The sequence below is a fragment of the Massilia sp. genome, from assembly GCF_046293535.1.
In the GTDB taxonomy this organism is placed as follows: domain Bacteria; phylum Pseudomonadota; class Gammaproteobacteria; order Burkholderiales; family Burkholderiaceae_D; genus Telluria.
Genome location: NZ_JBKBOV010000005.1, coordinates 114,017 through 130,292 on the forward strand (window position 1 = coordinate 114,017; position 16,276 = coordinate 130,292).

12 protein-coding genes are annotated in these 16,276 nt (G+C 68.3%); 6 read left to right on the forward strand and 6 right to left on the reverse strand.

The genetic code is table 11. The features are described 5' to 3' along the window. Positions 1–38: 38 nt before the first annotated feature. Positions 39–686 carry a DUF6624 domain-containing protein gene (locus ACK4S9_RS04685; protein WP_409722149.1) on the forward strand — a complete coding sequence of 216 codons (648 nt, stop codon included), beginning with the start codon at positions 39–41 and terminating at the stop codon, positions 684–686. Beyond that, a complete protein-coding gene (locus ACK4S9_RS04690; RefSeq protein ID WP_409722152.1) occupies positions 683–1,219 on the forward strand; it encodes a gluconokinase in 537 nt (178 codons plus the stop codon). The genes ACK4S9_RS04685 and ACK4S9_RS04690 overlap by 4 nt, the downstream gene beginning before the upstream one ends. A gap of 27 nt (positions 1,220–1,246) precedes the next feature. On the opposite strand, the gene ACK4S9_RS04695 is transcribed toward ACK4S9_RS04690, so the two are convergent. Beyond that, the gene (locus ACK4S9_RS04695; protein WP_409722154.1) at positions 1,247–2,068 is read right to left on the reverse strand and encodes a cupin domain-containing protein; all 822 of its coding nucleotides are present in this window, start codon (positions 2,066–2,068) and stop codon (positions 1,247–1,249) included. A 143-nt stretch (positions 2,069–2,211) separates the two neighbouring features. Between ACK4S9_RS04695 and ACK4S9_RS04700 the strand changes: the two genes are divergently transcribed. Together ACK4S9_RS04700 and ACK4S9_RS04705 are read left to right on the forward strand one after the other, a co-directional pair. Next, complete coding sequence (locus ACK4S9_RS04700; protein ID WP_409722157.1) at positions 2,212–3,864, forward strand: methyl-accepting chemotaxis protein; 1,653 nt, start codon at positions 2,212–2,214, stop codon at positions 3,862–3,864. A gap of 88 nt (positions 3,865–3,952) precedes the next feature. Next, entirely contained in the window at positions 3,953–5,560 is a 1,608-nt protein-coding gene (locus tag ACK4S9_RS04705) for a mucoidy inhibitor MuiA family protein (protein WP_409722160.1), read from the forward strand. Positions 5,561–5,606: 46 nt separating this feature from the next. On the opposite strand, the gene ACK4S9_RS04710 is transcribed toward ACK4S9_RS04705, so the two are convergent. The 5 genes from ACK4S9_RS04710 to ACK4S9_RS04730 all read right to left on the reverse strand — a co-directional run bounded on the left by ACK4S9_RS04710 (position 5,607) and on the right by ACK4S9_RS04730 (position 13,399). Further along, positions 5,607–7,877 carry a penicillin-binding protein 1A gene (locus ACK4S9_RS04710; protein WP_409722162.1) on the reverse strand — a complete coding sequence of 757 codons (2,271 nt, stop codon included), beginning with the start codon at positions 7,875–7,877 and terminating at the stop codon, positions 5,607–5,609. A gap of 134 nt (positions 7,878–8,011) precedes the next feature. Then, positions 8,012–9,157 (reverse strand): YaiO family outer membrane beta-barrel protein, encoded by a 1,146-nt coding sequence (locus ACK4S9_RS04715; RefSeq protein ID WP_409722164.1) that lies wholly within the window; start codon positions 9,155–9,157, stop codon positions 8,012–8,014. Between the two features lie 207 nt (positions 9,158–9,364). Beyond that, positions 9,365–11,074, reverse strand: a complete 1,710-nt coding sequence (locus tag ACK4S9_RS04720; protein WP_409722166.1) for a methyl-accepting chemotaxis protein — start codon at positions 11,072–11,074, stop codon at positions 9,365–9,367. Positions 11,075–11,190: 116 nt separating this feature from the next. After that, the gene (locus ACK4S9_RS04725; protein ID WP_409722169.1) at positions 11,191–12,237 is read right to left on the reverse strand and encodes a M48 family metallopeptidase; all 1,047 of its coding nucleotides are present in this window, start codon (positions 12,235–12,237) and stop codon (positions 11,191–11,193) included. A 10-nt stretch (positions 12,238–12,247) separates the two neighbouring features. Continuing rightward, positions 12,248–13,399, reverse strand: coding sequence for a YjgN family protein (locus ACK4S9_RS04730; RefSeq protein ID WP_409722171.1), 1,152 nt, complete (start codon positions 13,397–13,399; stop codon positions 12,248–12,250). Positions 13,400–13,629: 230 nt separating this feature from the next. Between ACK4S9_RS04730 and ACK4S9_RS04735 the strand changes: the two genes are divergently transcribed. Together ACK4S9_RS04735 and kdsA are read left to right on the forward strand one after the other, a co-directional pair. Next, the gene (locus tag ACK4S9_RS04735) at positions 13,630–15,318 is read left to right on the forward strand and encodes a CTP synthase (protein ID WP_409722174.1); all 1,689 of its coding nucleotides are present in this window, start codon (positions 13,630–13,632) and stop codon (positions 15,316–15,318) included. Then, complete coding sequence (gene kdsA / locus ACK4S9_RS04740; RefSeq protein WP_409722176.1) at positions 15,315–16,169, forward strand: 3-deoxy-8-phosphooctulonate synthase; 855 nt, start codon at positions 15,315–15,317, stop codon at positions 16,167–16,169. The genes ACK4S9_RS04735 and kdsA overlap by 4 nt, the downstream gene beginning before the upstream one ends. Positions 16,170–16,276: the final 107 nt, after the last annotated feature.

Consider the following 16,276-nt stretch of genomic DNA (forward strand, 5'->3'; position numbering starts at 1 on the left):
CGCTAAGCTGGAGCCGACCCATCGACTCCGGAGACGACATGAAGCCTTCATACCAGGGACGGCTGCTGGCAGCGGCCCTCGTCCTGTACGGGTGCTGTGCCGGCACCCACGCGGCCGGCCCGACGCACGCGGCATTGCGCGCCGAACTATTGAAGATGGAAGCGGGCGACCAGGAGGTCCGCCAGCTCGCGGCCAAGGGGGACTTCAGCCGCTGGGTGGCCGTCGACGACGCCAACCGGGCGCGCCTGAAGCAGATCGTTGCGGCGTATGGCTGGCCGACCGTCGCGATGGTGGGCCAGGACGGGGCCACGGCCGCCTGGCTGATCGCCCAGCACGCCGACCGGGACCAGGCCTTCCAGCGCGAGGTGCTGGCCTTGATGGAACCCCTGGTGCGGCAAGGGCAGGCATCCGGCAAGGACTTCGCCTATCTGTACGACCGTACCCACTACCCGCAACGCTTCGGCACCCAGGGCAGCTGCGTCAGCAGGACCGAGTGGCAGCCTTTCGAGATCGAGGATATCGCCAGGGTCGACGAGCGTCGCAGCGCGGTCGGCCTGCCGCCGCTTGCCCGGTACGCGAGCTTGGTCAAGGAACACTGCGCCAGTCCCCACATGGCCTTGCACAGCGCTGCGCACCCGAAGCGGACAGTCGCCGTTCCCCGGCAGGCGACGAGCCTGGAGCCATGATGAAGCGGCGCGCGGAGCAACCGCAAGGGACGGCGTGGGTGGTGATGGGCGTGTGCGCCTGCGGCAAGAGCGAGATCGGCGCACGCCTGGCGCAGGCCCTGGATGCGCCCTTCATCGAGGGCGATCGCTTCCACCCGCCCGAGAACGTGGCGAAGATGTCGGCCGGGATCCCGCTCGACGACGAAGACCGGCGCGGCTGGCTGCAGGCATTGCGCGCCGAGATCGAGCGCGCATGGAAGACGGATCCGGTGGTCGTGCTGTCGTGCTCCGCGCTCAAGCGCGCCTACCGCGACGTGCTGCGCGGCGACGGTGGCAAGGGAAACGATGTGCGTTTCGTCCACCTGCATGGCGAGCGCGACCTCATCGCCCAGCGCATGGCCGCGCGCAGCAGCCACTTCATGCCGCTGTCGCTGCTCGACAGCCAATTGCGCACCCTCGAACCCCTGCAGCAGGACGAACGCGGCGTCACGCTCGACCTGCGCGAGCCGCCCGAACGGCTGGTGGAGCAGGCGCTGTCTTTCCCGTTCGCCTGAACCGTACCGGCACGGCGCGCTCGCCGCTCAAGCCGCCTGCTTGAGCCAGTCGCGTGGCGCCGCGCCCATCCGTGCGGCAAAGGCGCGGGTGAAGGTGGAGGGGCTGGTATAGCCTGTCCGGCTGCTGACGAGCTTGACCGGCATGCCCTGGCGCAGCAGCCGGGCGCCCACGGTCAGGCGCCAGCGCGTCAGGTATTCGCCCGGAGGCATGCCCAGCACCTCGCGGAAGTGCTCGGCGAATGCCGCGCGCGACATGCAGGCGACGCTGGCCAGGGACTGCAGGGTCCATGCTTGCTGGGGGCGCTCATGGATCGCCGCCAGCACGGGTGACAGCTGGCGGTCGGCCAGGCCGGCCAGCAGCCCGGGGGATAGCTTGCCGATATCGAGTTCGCGCCGGATCACCTGGATGAGCAGGACGTCGCACATGCGGTCCAGGATCAGTTCGCGGCCCGGCGCCGCGCCGGCCGCTTCCCCGAACAGCAGGTCGAGCGCGGCGCCCAGTCCCGCGATCTCGGACAGCGGCACGTGGAGGCAATCAAGCAGCACCCGCGCCAGCGGATTCGCGGCGCCGCCCTCGAACACGATGTCGGCACACAGCAGCGTGGCCGTATGCCCGTCCGGCACCTGCAGGCGGTGGCCGCTGCCGCGCGGGTAGAGCACCAGCGTGGGCTGGTCGGCACGCAGGACCGAACCGTCGTCGTGGACGAACTCGACGGGACCTTGTCGCACCAGGTGCAGGTGGCCGGAAACACCGTTCTCAAGAAACTGGTTGGCGTCGCAAAAGCTTCCATTGAAGAAAATGCGGGCATGGAAGGCGTGCCGCCCGAGGAGCACCGATAGTTTGTCCATATTTCATGTTTCCGGCAATTTCGTACGCAAAGCCGGGTATTTTGGATGATATGCAAAGTTTCCACATGGAAAAATTTAAGGGTTTCGCCGAAAATACAACGCCTTGGCGGCATCCCGCCCAATTCCCTCTATCCCTTGCTCTCATGAAGAACTTTCGCATCAAGCACGTCATTACGTCCGTGACGGGCGCCCTCATCGTCGTGACCTTGGCGGTTGGCAGCCTCGGTTATTACTCGACCCAGGGTGCGGTCGACCTGCTCGAGAACACTGCCCTGTATGCTGCGAAGCAGCAATTGATCTTGGCGACCATGGTCCATCGCATGGAAAGCAACCGCAGCCAGGTATTGCAGGCGCTCCAGCACAATCCGGAGAGCAAGTATGCGGTGATGCACGACCATCCACTGGCAAACCATTTCAATAACATTGCCAGCAACACGGCCGAACTGGAAAAGGAACGCGACGCCTTGCTGGCATCGCTGCGCCGTCCCGAAATCAAGGAAGAGGTGGCGCGCTGGCAGGACGCCAGCCAGGGCTTCGGCGTGCAGATGACCCGCGATGCCGTCCGCGCCCTCGAAGCCGGGGACTGGGACCTTGCACAATCCATCCTGATCAAGCAGATCAACCCGACCTACCTGAAGGGCCATGAAGCATACAAGCAACTGCAGGACGACATGAGTGCGCGCAACCTGCAGCAGAGCGAAGCGCTGCACGCCGAACTGCGCCAGCTGAATCTGCTGACGATCGGCGCCATCGTGCTGGCGGTTCTGCTCGCGGCGGCCGCCACGGTCTACCTGGTACGCGCCATCACCGGCCCGCTCGGCACTGCCGTCGGCCTGGCCCGGCGCGTCGCCGATGGCGACCTGGGCGCCCGTATCGAGGTCGACAGCCGCAACGAGTTCGGCCAGCTGCTCGCGGCACTGCGCGACATGAGCGCCAGCCTGGCCGGCATCGTCGGCGAAGTGCGCAGCGGCAGCGACGTCATCGCGACCGCCTCCAGCCAGATCGCCGCCGGCAACATGGACTTGTCCTCGCGTACCGAGCAGCAGGCCAGCGCCATCGAGGAAACCGCCGCCTCGGTGGAAGAACTGACCACGACCGTGCGCCAGAACGCCGACAACGCGCGCCAGGCCAATGACCTGGCCGCCGCGGCCTCCAACGTCGCCACCCGTGGCGGCGCGGTCGTGGCCGAAGTGGTGGACACGATGGGCGCGATCAACGATTCCGCGCGCAAGATCGTCGACATCATCGCGGTCATCGACGGCATCGCTTTCCAGACCAATATCCTGGCCCTGAACGCGGCCGTGGAAGCCGCGCGGGCGGGTGAGCAAGGCCGCGGCTTCGCGGTCGTCGCGTCCGAGGTGCGCAACCTGGCGCAGCGCTCGGCGAGCGCCGCCAAGGAGATCAAGGCATTGATCACCGACTCGGTGGACAAGGTGGACAGCGGCAGCCGCCTGGTCGGCCAGGCCGGCGCCACCATGGACGACATCGTGCAGAGCGTGCGCCGCGTGGCCGACATCATGGCGGAAATCACGGCCGCTACCAGCGAGCAGAGTGCCGGCATCGAGCAGATCCACCAGGCCATCAGCCAGATGGACCAGGTCACCCAGCAGAACGCAGCCCTGGTCGAGGAAGCGGCCGGCGCCGCGCAGTCGCTGCAGGAAAGCGCTGCCGGCCTGGCGCGGCAGGTGAGCGTGTTCCGCGTGGCCGAAGACGCGCGCCCGAACGCAGCCGCCGTGCAGGCGCCGGGGAGCAGGAAAGTGGCCGGCCCGGAGCAGCTCGCCTGGGCTGGAAGCTGAAGCAGTGTCCTGCGCCGTGAGTTTCCGAGGCTTTTCGGCGCCCGCCATCTGCTAGGCTTCCGGAATCACATCGATTCCGAAGGCAAACATGGCAATCAAGCAGCAGTGGACCATCCTCCTGGCGCTGGCCGCGTCCGGCGCCGGCGCCGTCGAGGCGCCGATCCAGAGCGTGACCCTGTATCCCGGCAGCGCCACGGTGGAGCGCCTGGTGCAGGTGACGCCGGGCATGACCCAGGTCGAGATCACGGGCCTGCTGGCCAACTTCAATACCGACACCGTGCGCCTGCAGGCCGATCCGGGCATTCAGGTGGGGCAGGTTCTCACGCGCGACCAGCGCGCCGTCGACAGCCCCAGCCCGCGCGCAGCGGAACTGGAAGCGAAGATCCAGGCGCTGCAGGACCAGGTCGCCCTGGTCGACGCGGAGATCAAATCGTCCCAGCTGGTGCAGGGCTACCTCGAGCGCCTGGGCGGCGGCGAGAACGGGGCCGGGCGCGCCGGGCCAGGCGATCCCAAGGCATTGCTCGGGACGCTCGATGCGATCCGCAAGGGCGGCAGCGAGGCCCTGGCCCGCATGCACGCGGCCGAGGTGAAGAAACGTGCGTTGACGAAGCAGCTCGAGGCCCTGAACGGCGAGCTCGCCAAGGTCCAGGCCAGCACCCGCGACAGCCGCAGCATGACGGTGGCGGTGGCGGTGCGCCAGCCCGGCAAGATCCTGCTGTCCTACCAGGTCAACCGCGCCGGCTGGAAGCCGGCCTACCGCGCCACGCTGGACTCGAACACGTCCACGGTGGAACTGGAGCGGATGGCCGCGATCTCGCAAAAGACCGGCGAGGACTGGAGCCGGGTCAGGCTGCGCCTGTCGACCGGCCAGCCGAACCTGACCGCCTATGCGCCCGATCCGCAGCCCTGGCTGCTGAACCACCAGCCGCCGCAAGCGCAGGAAGTGGAGGGAGCGCTGAGTTTCCGTGCCCGCTCATTCGCGCCGCCCCCGCCGCCTGCGCCCAGGGCCGTGACGGTCACGGGTTCGCGTGTCGCCGCTGACGACTACATCGCCCCGGTCATCGAGACGCAGGGCAGCTTCACCACCGAGTTCGAAGTGCCGGCCCGGGTCGACCTGGCCTCGGACGGGCGCGAGATCTCGGTGGGACTGGCCAGGCAGAGCCTGCCGGTCAGGCAGCTGGTGCGCATCGCGCCGCGCAGCCAGAAGGACGTGGCCGTGCTCACCATCGATGCGGCCCGGCCCGACGGCGTCTGGCTGCCGGGCCAGGTGCAGCTGCGCCGCGACGGCTCCTACGTGGGCGCGCTGTACTGGGATCCCCAGGCCGGCGAGCGCTTCTCGATGGCCTTCGGGCGCGACCCGCTGGTGCGCGTGACGACCGAGCGCCGCAACGAGAAATCGGGTGAGGCGGGCTTGTTCAAGCGCGAGAACCAGAAGCGTATCGCGGACACCTACGTGGTGACGAACCTGCACCGCCAGCCGATCGACATCCTGCTGCTCGAGCCGACCCCGGTCAGCCAGTCGGACAAGATCGGCGCGAAGATCTCGCTGGATCCGGAACCGAGCGTCAGGGACTGGCAGCAGCGCCGCGGCGTGGTCGGCTGGGAGCGCAGCCTGAAGCCGAACGAGACGGCCCGCTTCAACGTCGACTACGTGATCGATTATCCGAAAGAGGGGAGGGTAGAGGGCCTACCCTGAGCGAACATGCGGCGGGCGCCGGATGCACGCTCCGGCGCCCACCCTCTCACGGTAACTGCTGCGCCACCGGCGCGGTACCATCTTCATCCACGCCGGGCCCCGGTTCGGCGAATTCCGCATACATCCAGTCGCCGCCGGCGCGCACCAGGCCCTCGGGCGGCGTGCGCTCGCGCTGCGGCGTCCCGGCCAGCGCCACGCGCATGTAGTCGACCCATACCGGCAGGGCCAGCGTGGAGCCGAACTCGTTGCTGCCGAGCGAGCGCGGTTCGGCATAACCCGTCCAGGCCACCGCCACCACGTTGGCGCCGTAGCCGGCGAACCAGCCGTCGATGGCATTGCTGGTGGTGCCGGTCTTGCCCGCCAGGTCGGTGCGTTTCAATAGGCGCGACGCCTGGGCGCCGGTGCCGAAGCGGGCCACGTCGCGCAGCATGGAGTCGAGGATGAAGGCATTGCGGGCATCCAGCACGCGCGCGCTTTCCTGCAGGGCGCGCGGCTTGCCGCTGTCGAACAGCAGCTTGCCGTTGCGGTCCTGGATCGTCATGCCCAGGCTCGGCTCGACCCGGTAGCCGCCGTTGGCCAGCACGGCATAGGCGCCAGCCAGCTGCAGCGGCGTCACCGCGCCGGTGCCGAGGGCCAGGGTCAGGTTGCCGGGGTGGCGCGCCATGTCGAAGCCGAAGCGTCCCAGGTGTTCGCGCGCGTAGTCCACGTCGAGCGCGCGCAGCATGCGCACCGTCGGCACGTTGCGCGAGTGGGTGAGCGCATGGCGGATCGTCACCGGGCCCTCGAAGCGGCCGTCGTCGTTGCGCGGCGACCAGTTGGAAAACGCCTTCTCGCCCGAGAAATCGAGCGGCTCGTCGAGGATGGCGGTGCCCGGGAAAAAGCCGCGCTCCAGCGCCGCCGAATACACGAAGGGCTTGATGCTCGACCCCGGCTGGCGCCAGGCTTGCGTCACGTGGTTGAGCTTCTGCAGCTGGTAGTCGACGCCGCCCACCATGGCGCGCACCAGCCCGGTCTGGGCGTCGATGGCCACGAAGGCCGAAGCCACCTGCGGCAGCTGGGTGATGGCCCAGCCATCCTTGCCCGACGCGGCGATGCGCACCACCGCACCCGGCGCCAGCTTGAGGCCGGCCTTGGCCGAAGGCAGCAGGGCAGGGGCCGCGAAGGCCAGGCCCTGGCCCTTGATCTCGATGGTGTCGCCGTCGCGGGTGAGGACGCGCACCCGCTTGGGCGAAGCCGCCAGCACCACGGCGGGGGTGAAGCCGTTCACCAGCGGGCGCTTCTGCAGGGCCTCGTTGACCGCCTCCTCGCGCGCGTCTTGCGCTTGCGGCAGCACGATGCGCGCCTCCGGTCCGCGGTAGCCGTGGCGGCGGTCGTAGGCGATGGCGTTGCGCCGCACCGCCTCGTAGGCGGCGCGCTGCTCGGCCGCGTCGATGCTGGTGGTGACCGTGTAGCCCTGCTCGTAGGCCGCCTGCCCGAAGCGGGCATGCGCGGCTTGGCGCGCCAGCTCGGCAACGTACTCGGCGCCCGCGCCGGGACCGCCGCCATCGCGCCGCACGCGCAGCGGTTCGGCCAGGGCGCGGCGGTACTGCGCCTCCGTGATCTTCCCCAGCGCCAGCATGCGCTTGAGGACCGCCTGCTGGCGCTGCTGCGCGCGCTCCGGGTTGGCGACCGGGTTGTGGCGCGAGGGGTTCTGCGGCAGGCCGGCCAGCATCGCGGTCTCGGCCAGGCTCAGGTTTTCCAGCGGCTTGCCGAAATAGGTGCGCGCCGCGCTGGCGAAGCCGTAGGAACGCTGGCCCAGGTAGATCTGGTTCATGTAGACCTCGAGGATCTGGTCCTTGGACAGGGCCTGCTCGATCTTGTAGGCCAGGGCGACCTCGGTCAGCTTGCGCGGCAGGGTCTTGTCGCGCGACAAGAAGAAGTTACGCGCCACCTGCATGGTGATGGTCGAGCCACCCTGGCGGAAGCTGCCGAGCGACGCCAGGTTGGCCTTGGCGGCGCCCAGCGCGCGGATCCAGTCGATGCCGCTGTGTTCATAAAAGCGCGCATCCTCGATCGCCAGCACGGCCGCCTTCATCAGGGGCGGGATCTTCGCGATCGGCACGAAGTCGCGCCGCTCGGTGCCGAACTCGCCGATCAGGACCTTGTCGGCCGAGTACACCCGCAGCGGGATTTTCGGGCGGTAGTCGGTGACGGCGCTGATGTCGGGCAGCGGCACTTCGTCGAGGACGCCGGCGCCCGCCGGCAGGGCGGCCGGCAGGAGCAGGGCGGCAAACACGGCGGCACGCGCGCTCGGCCGGAACAGGGATGGCTGGTACATGGGTTTCATCTGGGGTCGGGTTGAATGCGGCGCCGATATTAAAGCCATTGCACGGCCGGCGCAGCAGGCGCCGGCAAGGTAGCGCCGCCTGCCTTCGGCGGGCTCGGCTGACGCTACCCTGCCGGCTTGTCCGCCTACCAGCGGCGCTGGAGGCCGAGGGTGAGGCCGCGTTCGCGGGCGCCGTTGGCGCCGCTGCGGGCGGCACTGGCGCCTACCCGGGCGCCCCAGTCGCGCGACAGGTAATGGACCCAGGTCAGGCTGCCGCCGCCCGAGCGCGCGCGGCCGCCGCCGAGCGAGAGCGGGTCGTCGCTGCGTCCGCGGTTGATGGCCGCCTCGAGGTAGCTGTCGGCAGTGCCGGCGTAGTACCAGCGCGCCAGCAGACGGTCGCCCGAGCTGCGCGCGTCTTGCGAGACGATGTTCTGGTGGCGCAGCTGGACGTAGAAGTTGCCGGTGTATCTGGCGAGGCTGATCCCGTAGATGTTCACGCGCGCATCGAAGCCGAGCAGGTCGCCGCTGAGCGAGGCTTCCCAGCCGTTGCCGAGCGACTGGTACAGCTCGATGCGGCCGGAGCGGGCCGGGAACAGGCGTTCGGCCGGCGCATGCTGGTAGCGCAGGTTGGCGTAGGCGCCCTGCCATAGGCCGGCATAGGCGTCGATGGCCCAGGCGCGTCCGGTCTGGTCGAAGCGGTGGGCGCGCAGCGCCTCGAAGCCGATCGAGCCGCGCTTCATGTAGTGGCGCACGCTCAGGGTCTGGTCGTTCCAGGACGGGCCGGCGCCGACGTCCTCCCAGTTGCCGGTCAGGCCGGCAACCCAGGTGTAGCCGGCGGCGATCGCCGCTTCCGGGCTGCCCATCAGAACCTGCGGCTGCGCGGCGCGCAGCGCCTGGGCCTGGGCCGCCAGGATGGCGGCATCATTGGGCCGCAGCGCGGCGGCGCGGCCATAGGCATCGGCGGCCCTGGCCGGCTGGCCCTGCCATTGGTACAGGTTGCCGAGCGCGAACCAGACGTCGGCGTAGTCCGGCGCGGCCCTGGCGGCGGCGCTCAGGTCGGCTTCGGCCTCGGTCCAGCGTTCCAGGCGGCTGAGCACGATGCCGCGTCCGAGCAGCACGTCGACGTTGCCCGGCGCGCGCGCCAGCAGGGCGCCGTAGGCGGCCAGCGCCAGTGCGGGCTGCCCCGCGTTGGCGAGCGTGCGCGCCTGTTCATATTGTTGTTCGAACGAGGCGGTGGCGGCAGGCTGGACCTGGGCGACTGCGGCGGGTGGCTGCTGGTAATCGACGGGCATGGAAGCAAATGAGGAAAACGAAAACGGCTTGCGCCTTTGAAGAGCCCAAACTTTGCCCGAGCAGGGGGAGTGCGTCAAGGAAACACCAAGGCTGAGCACCCGGGTGTCGCGTGGAATCGTCAGACGCTGGTCATCCTGGCCATGTGGTTTCGCCCACCATGAAAAACGCCCGGTCCATGAACCGGGCGTTTTTTTCGAGCTGCGTCGTTAGAATGTTTCCCATTCATCCGCGTCGGCACGGGCAGCGGTGCGTGGACGCGCCGCTGCCGCGACCGGCTTGGCCGGCCGCGCGGCAGGCTTGGCCGGCAGTGCCAGGGCGCGCGCCGGAGCAGCCGGGCTGGCGCTTGCCGCCACGCTGTGCGCGGCCTGGGCATCGAGCTTGAACACGCCGACCACCTGTGCCAGGCGGGCCGCCTGGTCCTGCATCGACGCGGCCGCCGCCGCCGACTCTTCGACCAGTGCCGCGTTCTGCTGGGTCACCTGGTCCATCTGGCCGATCGCCTGGTTGACCTGCTCGATGCCGCCGGTCTGTTCCTGGCTGGCCGATGCGATCTCGGCCATGATGTCGGTGACGCGGCGGATCGAGGTGACCACCTGCTCCATGGTGGCGCCGGTCTGGTCCACCAGCTTCGTGCCGGCGCCGACCTTCTCGACCGAGTCGCCGATGAGGGTCTTGATTTCCTTGGCCGCCGCGGCCGAACGCTGGGCCAGGGTGCGCACTTCCGAGGCGACCACCGCGAAGCCGCGGCCCTGCTCGCCGGCGCGCGCCGCTTCCACCGCCGCGTTCAGCGCCAGGATGTTGGTCTGGAAGGCGATGCCGTCGATCACGCCGATGATGTCGACGATCTTCTTCGACGAATCGTTGATCGAGCCCATGGTCGTGATGACCTGGTCGACGACCTTGCCGGCATCCTGGGCCACGCTCGAGGCCGTGAGCGCCAGCTGGTTGGCCTGGCGTGCGTTGTCGGCGTTCTGGCGCACGGTCCCGGTCAGTTCCTCCATCGAGGCCGCGGTCTCTTCCAGCGAGGCCGCCTGCTGCTCGGTGCGGCTCGACAGGTCGAGGCTGCCGGCGCTGATCTCGCCGGATGCGGTGGCGATGGTGTCGGTGCCGCTGCGTACCTCGCTGACGATCTTGACCAGGCTGTCGTTCATGTTGCGCAGGGCGCGCAGCAGGGCGCCGGTCTCGTCACGGGTGTCGGCGTCGATGCGGCCGGTCAGGTCGCCCGCGGCCACGGTCTCGGCGGCCTGCACGGCGGCGCGGATCGGGCGCGTGATGCCGCGCGTGAGCATCCATGAGAACAGCGCGCCGAGCACGACGGCGCCCGCCGTCAGGCCGGCGATGATCGCCTGGCCGCGGCTGGCGGTCGCATCGATGCCGGCGGCGGTGGCGGCGATGTGCGCGCGCTGCATCGCCACCAGTTCATGGATCGATTCCTGGTAGGCCCTGGCGGCCGGGGTGAAGGATTGCTCCAGGATCTGGTCGGCCAGCTCCTGGTTGCCCTCGGCCTTGGCCTTGACCGCATTGTCGCGCGCCGCGCCGTACAGCTTGCGCTGCTCGGTGATGCGGCGGAACAGGGCGATTTCCTGCTCGCCGGCGATCAGCGGCTCGATCTGCTTGACCAGTTCGGCCGAGGTCCTGGCGGTGGCGGCGGCGTCTTCCTTGAAATAGGCGGTCAGCGAGGGATCGCTGCTCTTGACGATGGCGGCGGTGCGGCGCACGGCCGCGAAAATCTGGGTGTACCACTCGGCGATCAGCCGCTCCTTGGTGAGCGGCGCCGCCAGGGTGTCGTGGGCGGCGCTGGAGACCTGCTCGAGGCGCCACATGCCCGAGCCGGCGATCAGGACCGCCATGACCAGGGTGAGGGTAAAGCCGACGGCCAGGCGGATGCCGATGCCGAGATCGTTGAAAGTGCGCATAGCTGAACCTGCCAAACATGCAATTAGAAAGCAACTATTATTGTCCAGATGTAACTATAGTGCATGCTTTATTTCTATGCGGCCTGGTTTGTATCGATGATTTACAACACTTGGCCTCAGTCTGCTTGTCGACTTGAGGATCGACGCAGGCGCAGGCTGCGGGTGCCGCCGTCGGGGTGGCTCCCCGCGTAGGACATGGCCTGGCGCATGAACTTCGGCATCTTGCTGGCGCGCTCGTCGAGATGGAGGAACAGGTCCGCCAGCGGAGCGGTCGGGATGCCGTTTGCCTTGAGCGCGCGGGCCGCGTAGTCGTCGGCGGCCAGTTCCATCTCGCGCGAATACTCCATGTTGGTCAGCACTGCCGGCAGGCCGGCGGCGACCGCGCTGAAGTCCCCGAACAGCGTGGCCGACAGTGCCGCGCCGAGGGAGGAGCGGGTGATCGTGCGCACGCTGTGGCGCATCTCGATGTGGCCGACCTCGTGGGCGAGCACGCCGGCCAGCGTCGCCACGGCGCGGGCGTCGAAATCGTTGTTCTTGCCCATGACCATGCGCACCATCTGATCGGTCAGGACGATCGTCCCGTCCGGGAAGGCGAGGGCGTTCGGGCCGATCTGCGGCGCGGCGCGCACCTCGAGGCGCAAGGGAATGCGCGGCGCGGCCGGTTGGACCCGCAGCAGGATGCTGGACAGGGACGCGATCCGGTCGTCGCTCAGGCGCGAGGGCTTGAGCAGGCCCCTGCGCTCGAGCAGGGCGAGGGCATTGCGGCCGAGCGCATGGTCGGCGGACGGCGGGACCTCGCGCGACAGGCGCTCGGCGGCGGCCGGGATGCCCCAGTGCCAGGCGGCGCCGATCAGGAGCACCAGCAGCACCAGTGCGGCCAGGGCGGCGGCGCTGTGTTCCTGCCAGCGCACCACCCAGGGCTTGCGGTAGCCGAGCGCGTCGGCCAGCAGCGCGCCCATGGCCGGGTCGTGGACCTCGGCCTGGCTGCCGTCCTCGAAATACAGCACGGCCGGGGCATGCCGGAAGGGTTCGGCCAGGCGCGTGCTGGACGCCGGGTAGCTGCGCCTGGCCTCGCCGTCCAGGTGGATGGCGCCGTCGCCGGCGCTGATGTCGACCACGTGCAGGCGTGCGCTGCGGCCATCGAAGTAGTGTGCTGCGCTCATGATGCCTCTCTTACCAGCTGAGATCGATGCCGAAACCGTCGGCAACGCTGTCGCCGGCCGCGCCGCCGCGGGTCGCTACACGGGAAGCGGCGGCGTCGATGTCGCCGTCGACCTCGATGTGCAGGTGGGCCAGGCGGAAGCGGTACACGGCGACGACGGCGAAGGGGCGGTACAGGCCCAGGCTCAGGACGGTGAGCAGGGCGTTCCTGGCCTGCAGCTTCATGAACGCGCGTGCCGGCAGCGTGGAGCGAAAGCGAATGCCGGGAAAACGGGTGCTCGACCAGGCCAGGTTCGATACCCTCGCCACCATGTAGGGACCGATCAGGAGGTAGGCCAGGTAGGCTGTCGCGACGCCGGTGAACATGGCGATGAACATGGTCGCGTTGCTGCCGTTGCCCGCGGCGGCGCCGGCGAAGCCGGCGGCCATGCCGGCGCAGAAGGCGGCAAGCAGTCCCAGGCCCCCGCCCACGAGATAGAAGCGGTAGAAGCGGCGCCCCTTGACTTCGTAACTGGCGTGCTGGTCGCCGAACAGCAGGTGGGCGTGCTGAAAGTGGCGGATCCGCGCGTGCATCAGTGGCCACAGCAGGTAGAGCGGCACCGGCAGCGCCGCCAGCGCGGGGCGTTCCGGATAGCGGGCGAGCAGGGCGCCCGGCGCCAGGAAGATAAACACGGGAGGCAGCCAGGCCAGGTAGGCCTGGGCGACCGAGCCGTCGAAGCCGAGCGACAGGCCGCGGTAGCTGGTGTTCCCGAGGCGAAAGCGCAGCGCGCCGCGCATCAGGTAGGGGAAGGCCAGCAGCAGGATGACGACCACCACCACGCCGAAGGTGGCCGAAAAGCCGAAGGCATAGTGGTAAGCCGCCAGCAGCACGACCGACAACAGGCGGCCCGCCAGCACCGCGCGCGGATTGCCGTGGAAATCGAAGCTGGCGCCGGCCAGGTGGGTGTTGCGGTCGAAATACTGGAGCCGGCGCACCTTGGCCCAGGCCGAGTAGATACCGAAAGTCGCCAGCGTGAGCAGCAGGTTGACCACCCAGATGCGGAAATATTCGCGGCCGTCGCCGGTGAAACCGAGCGCCAAAGGGCGTGGCTGCGGGGCCGCGGCAGGCGTCTCGAACACGGGCGGGGCGGCGACGTCGGCGGACGGCTCAGTCAAGGTATGCATGGATCGGCCGGACAAAATCGCAGTATAGGTGGCACCCCCGTTGGTCGGTCAATTGATAGGGCATATTCTTGGGGCGTTTGCCGCGTGTCATGCAGATGTCGTCGTTTTCCAAGGCAATGGGCCCGAATGCGCGCTTTCTAAGGGCAGTTGGCACGGTGACCAGAAGTATTTGCGCGCTTTAAGGTATAATTTCTATTTCCCGCGCGTGCCATTCGGCACCTTCAGTACAAATGACCAAATTCGTATTCGTCACTGGCGGCGTCGTGTCTTCCCTGGGCAAGGGGATCGCGGCCGCTTCCCTCGCCGCGATCCTCGAATCGCGCGGTCTCAAAGTCACCCTGCTCAAGCTCGACCCGTACATCAACGTGGACCCGGGCACCATGAGCCCCACCCAGCACGGCGAAGTGTTCGTCACCGACGACGGCGCCGAGACCGACCTGGACCTGGGCCACTACGAGCGCTTCATCAGCACCCGCATGAAGAAGGTGAACAACTTCACCACCGGCCAGATCTACGAATCGGTGATCCGCAAGGAACGCCGCGGCGAGTACCTCGGCAAGACCGTGCAGGTGATCCCGCACATCACCAACGAGATCCAGGACTTCATCCGCCGCGGCGCCGAAGGCGTGGACGTGGCGCTGGTCGAGATCGGCGGCACCGTCGGCGACATCGAGTCGCTGCCCTTCCTGGAAGCGGCGCGCCAGCTGTCGCTGCGTTCGGGCCGCAAGGGCGCCGCCTTCGTGCACCTGACCCTGGTGCCGTACATCGCTTCGGCCGGCGAGCTCAAGACCAAGCCGACCCAGCATTCGGTGCAGAAGCTGCGCGAGATCGGCATCTCGCCGAACGCGCTGCTGTGCCGCGCCGACCGCCGCATCCCGGACGACGAGCGCGCCAAGATCTCGCTGTTCGCCAACGTCGAAGAGCAGGCCGTGATCTCGGTGTGGGACGTCGACACCATCTACAAGGTGCCCCAGGTGCTGTGCGACCAGGGCCTGGACGACATCATCCTCGAGGTGCTCGGCCTGGAAGCGCCGAAGGCCGACCTGTCGATGTGGACGAAACTGATCCACACCCTGGAAAACCCGAAGCACGAGATCACCATCGGCATGGTGGGCAAGTACGTCGACCTGATCGAATCGTACAAGTCGCTGACCGAGGCGCTGCGCCACGCCGGCATCCATACCGAGAGCCGCGTCAACATCGAATACCTCGACTCGGAAGAGATCGAAAGCCGCGGCTGCGATCACCTGGCCAAGTACGACGCCATCCTGGTGCCGGGCGGCTTCGGCAAGCGCGGCGTGGAAGGCAAGATCCAGGCCGCCCGCTATGCCCGCGAGAACAAGATCCCGTATCTGGGCATCTGCCTGGGCATGCAGGTCGCGCTGATCGAGTACGCGCGCAACATCGCCGGCCTGCCGAACGCCAACTCGACCGAGTTCGATCCGGAGACCGACCAGCCCGTGGTCGCCCTGATCACCGAATGGCAGAACCACGACGGCAAGGTCGAGAAGCGCGACGTGAATTCCGACCTGGGCGGCACCATGCGCCTGGGCGCCCAGACCTGCGCGGTGAAACCGGGCACGCTGGCCGCCGATATCTACGGCAATGTCGTGACCGAGCGCCACCGCCACCGCTACGAGGGCAACAACTACTACCTGCCGAAGATCGAAGCGGCCGGCCTGGTGGTATCGGCGCGCACCCCGAACGAAGACCTGCTCGAGATCATGGAACTGCCGCGCAGCGGCGACAATGCGCACCCGTTCTACATCGGCGTGCAGTTCCACCCGGAGTTCAAGTCGACCCCGCGTAACGGCCACCCGCTGTTTACCGCGTTCATCCAGGCCGCCTTGAAGCACCAGGCGGGCAACAACAACGTGGCGGCGGACAAGACGCCGGCACTGCAAGGAGACGCAGCATGAAACTCGCCGGATTCGACGTCGGCCTCGACAAGCCGATCTTCCTGATTGCCGGTACCTGCGTGATCGAATCGCGCCAGATGGCGCTCGACACCGCCGGTACCTTGAAAGAAATCACCAGCGCGCTGGGCATTCCTTTCATCTACAAGTCGTCCTTCGACAAGGCCAACCGCTCGTCGGGCAAGTCCTTCCGCGGCCCCGGCATGGACAAGGGCCTGGAAATCCTGGCCGACGTGCGCAAGGAAATCGGCGTGCCCGTGCTCACCGACGTGCACGACGAAGAGATGATCCCGCAGGTGGCCAGCGTGGTCGACGTGCTGCAGACCCCGGCTTTCCTGTGCCGCCAGACCGACTTCATCAACGCCTGCGCGCGTTCGGGCAAGCCGGTCAACATCAAGAAGGGCCAGTTCCTGGCGCCGGGCGACATGAAGAACGTGATCGACAAGGCACGCGCCGCCGCGCGCGAAGCGGGCCTGCCGGAAGACAACTTCATGGCCTGCGAACGCGGCGTCTCGTTCGGCTACAACAACCTGGTCTCGGACATGCGCTCCCTGGCCATCATGCGCGAATCGAACTGCCCGGTGGTGTTCGACGCGACCCACTCGGTGCAGTTGCCGGGCGGCCAGGGCACCTCGTCCGGCGGCCAGCGCGAGCACGTGCCGGTGCTGTCGCGCGCGGCCGTGGCGGCCGGTATCGCCGGCCTGTTCATGGAAACCCACCCGGACCCGGCCAACGCCATGTCGGACGGCCCGAACGCCGTGCCGCTCGGCCGCATGAAGGAACTGCTGGGCACGCTGGTCGAGCTCGACCGCATCGTCAAGAAGACCGGCTTCCTGGAAGCCGACTTCAAGTAAGCACGGCATCGGCAAGGTGCGCGCGTGCGCCCGGCGGCCGGGTGGACGCGCGCGTTTGCTACAATGTCAAGCGACTTGGCCGCGGGGCTGTTCCCAGCAGGCGGCCG

Bases quoted from the DNA above. Each gene is read 5' to 3' on its own strand.
- ACK4S9_RS04685 (WP_409722149.1), top strand. From the start codon at position 39: ATGAAGCCTTCATACCAGGGACGGCTGCTGGCAGCGGCCCTCGTCCTG.
- ACK4S9_RS04690 (WP_409722152.1), top strand. From the start codon at position 683: ATGATGAAGCGGCGCGCGGAGCAACCGCAAGGGACGGCGTGGGTGGTG.
- ACK4S9_RS04695 (WP_409722154.1), bottom strand. From the start codon at position 2,068: ATGGACAAACTATCGGTGCTCCTCGGGCGGCACGCCTTCCATGCCCGC.
- ACK4S9_RS04700 (WP_409722157.1), top strand. From the start codon at position 2,212: ATGAAGAACTTTCGCATCAAGCACGTCATTACGTCCGTGACGGGCGCC.
- ACK4S9_RS04705 (WP_409722160.1), top strand. From the start codon at position 3,953: ATGGCAATCAAGCAGCAGTGGACCATCCTCCTGGCGCTGGCCGCGTCC.
- ACK4S9_RS04710 (WP_409722162.1), bottom strand. From the start codon at position 7,877: ATGTACCAGCCATCCCTGTTCCGGCCGAGCGCGCGTGCCGCCGTGTTT.
- ACK4S9_RS04715 (WP_409722164.1), bottom strand. From the start codon at position 9,157: ATGCCCGTCGATTACCAGCAGCCACCCGCCGCAGTCGCCCAGGTCCAG.
- ACK4S9_RS04720 (WP_409722166.1), bottom strand. From the start codon at position 11,074: ATGCGCACTTTCAACGATCTCGGCATCGGCATCCGCCTGGCCGTCGGC.
- ACK4S9_RS04725 (WP_409722169.1), bottom strand. From the start codon at position 12,237: ATGAGCGCAGCACACTACTTCGATGGCCGCAGCGCACGCCTGCACGTG.
- ACK4S9_RS04730 (WP_409722171.1), bottom strand. From the start codon at position 13,399: ATGCATACCTTGACTGAGCCGTCCGCCGACGTCGCCGCCCCGCCCGTG.
- ACK4S9_RS04735 (WP_409722174.1), top strand. From the start codon at position 13,630: ATGACCAAATTCGTATTCGTCACTGGCGGCGTCGTGTCTTCCCTGGGC.
- kdsA (WP_409722176.1), top strand. From the start codon at position 15,315: ATGAAACTCGCCGGATTCGACGTCGGCCTCGACAAGCCGATCTTCCTG.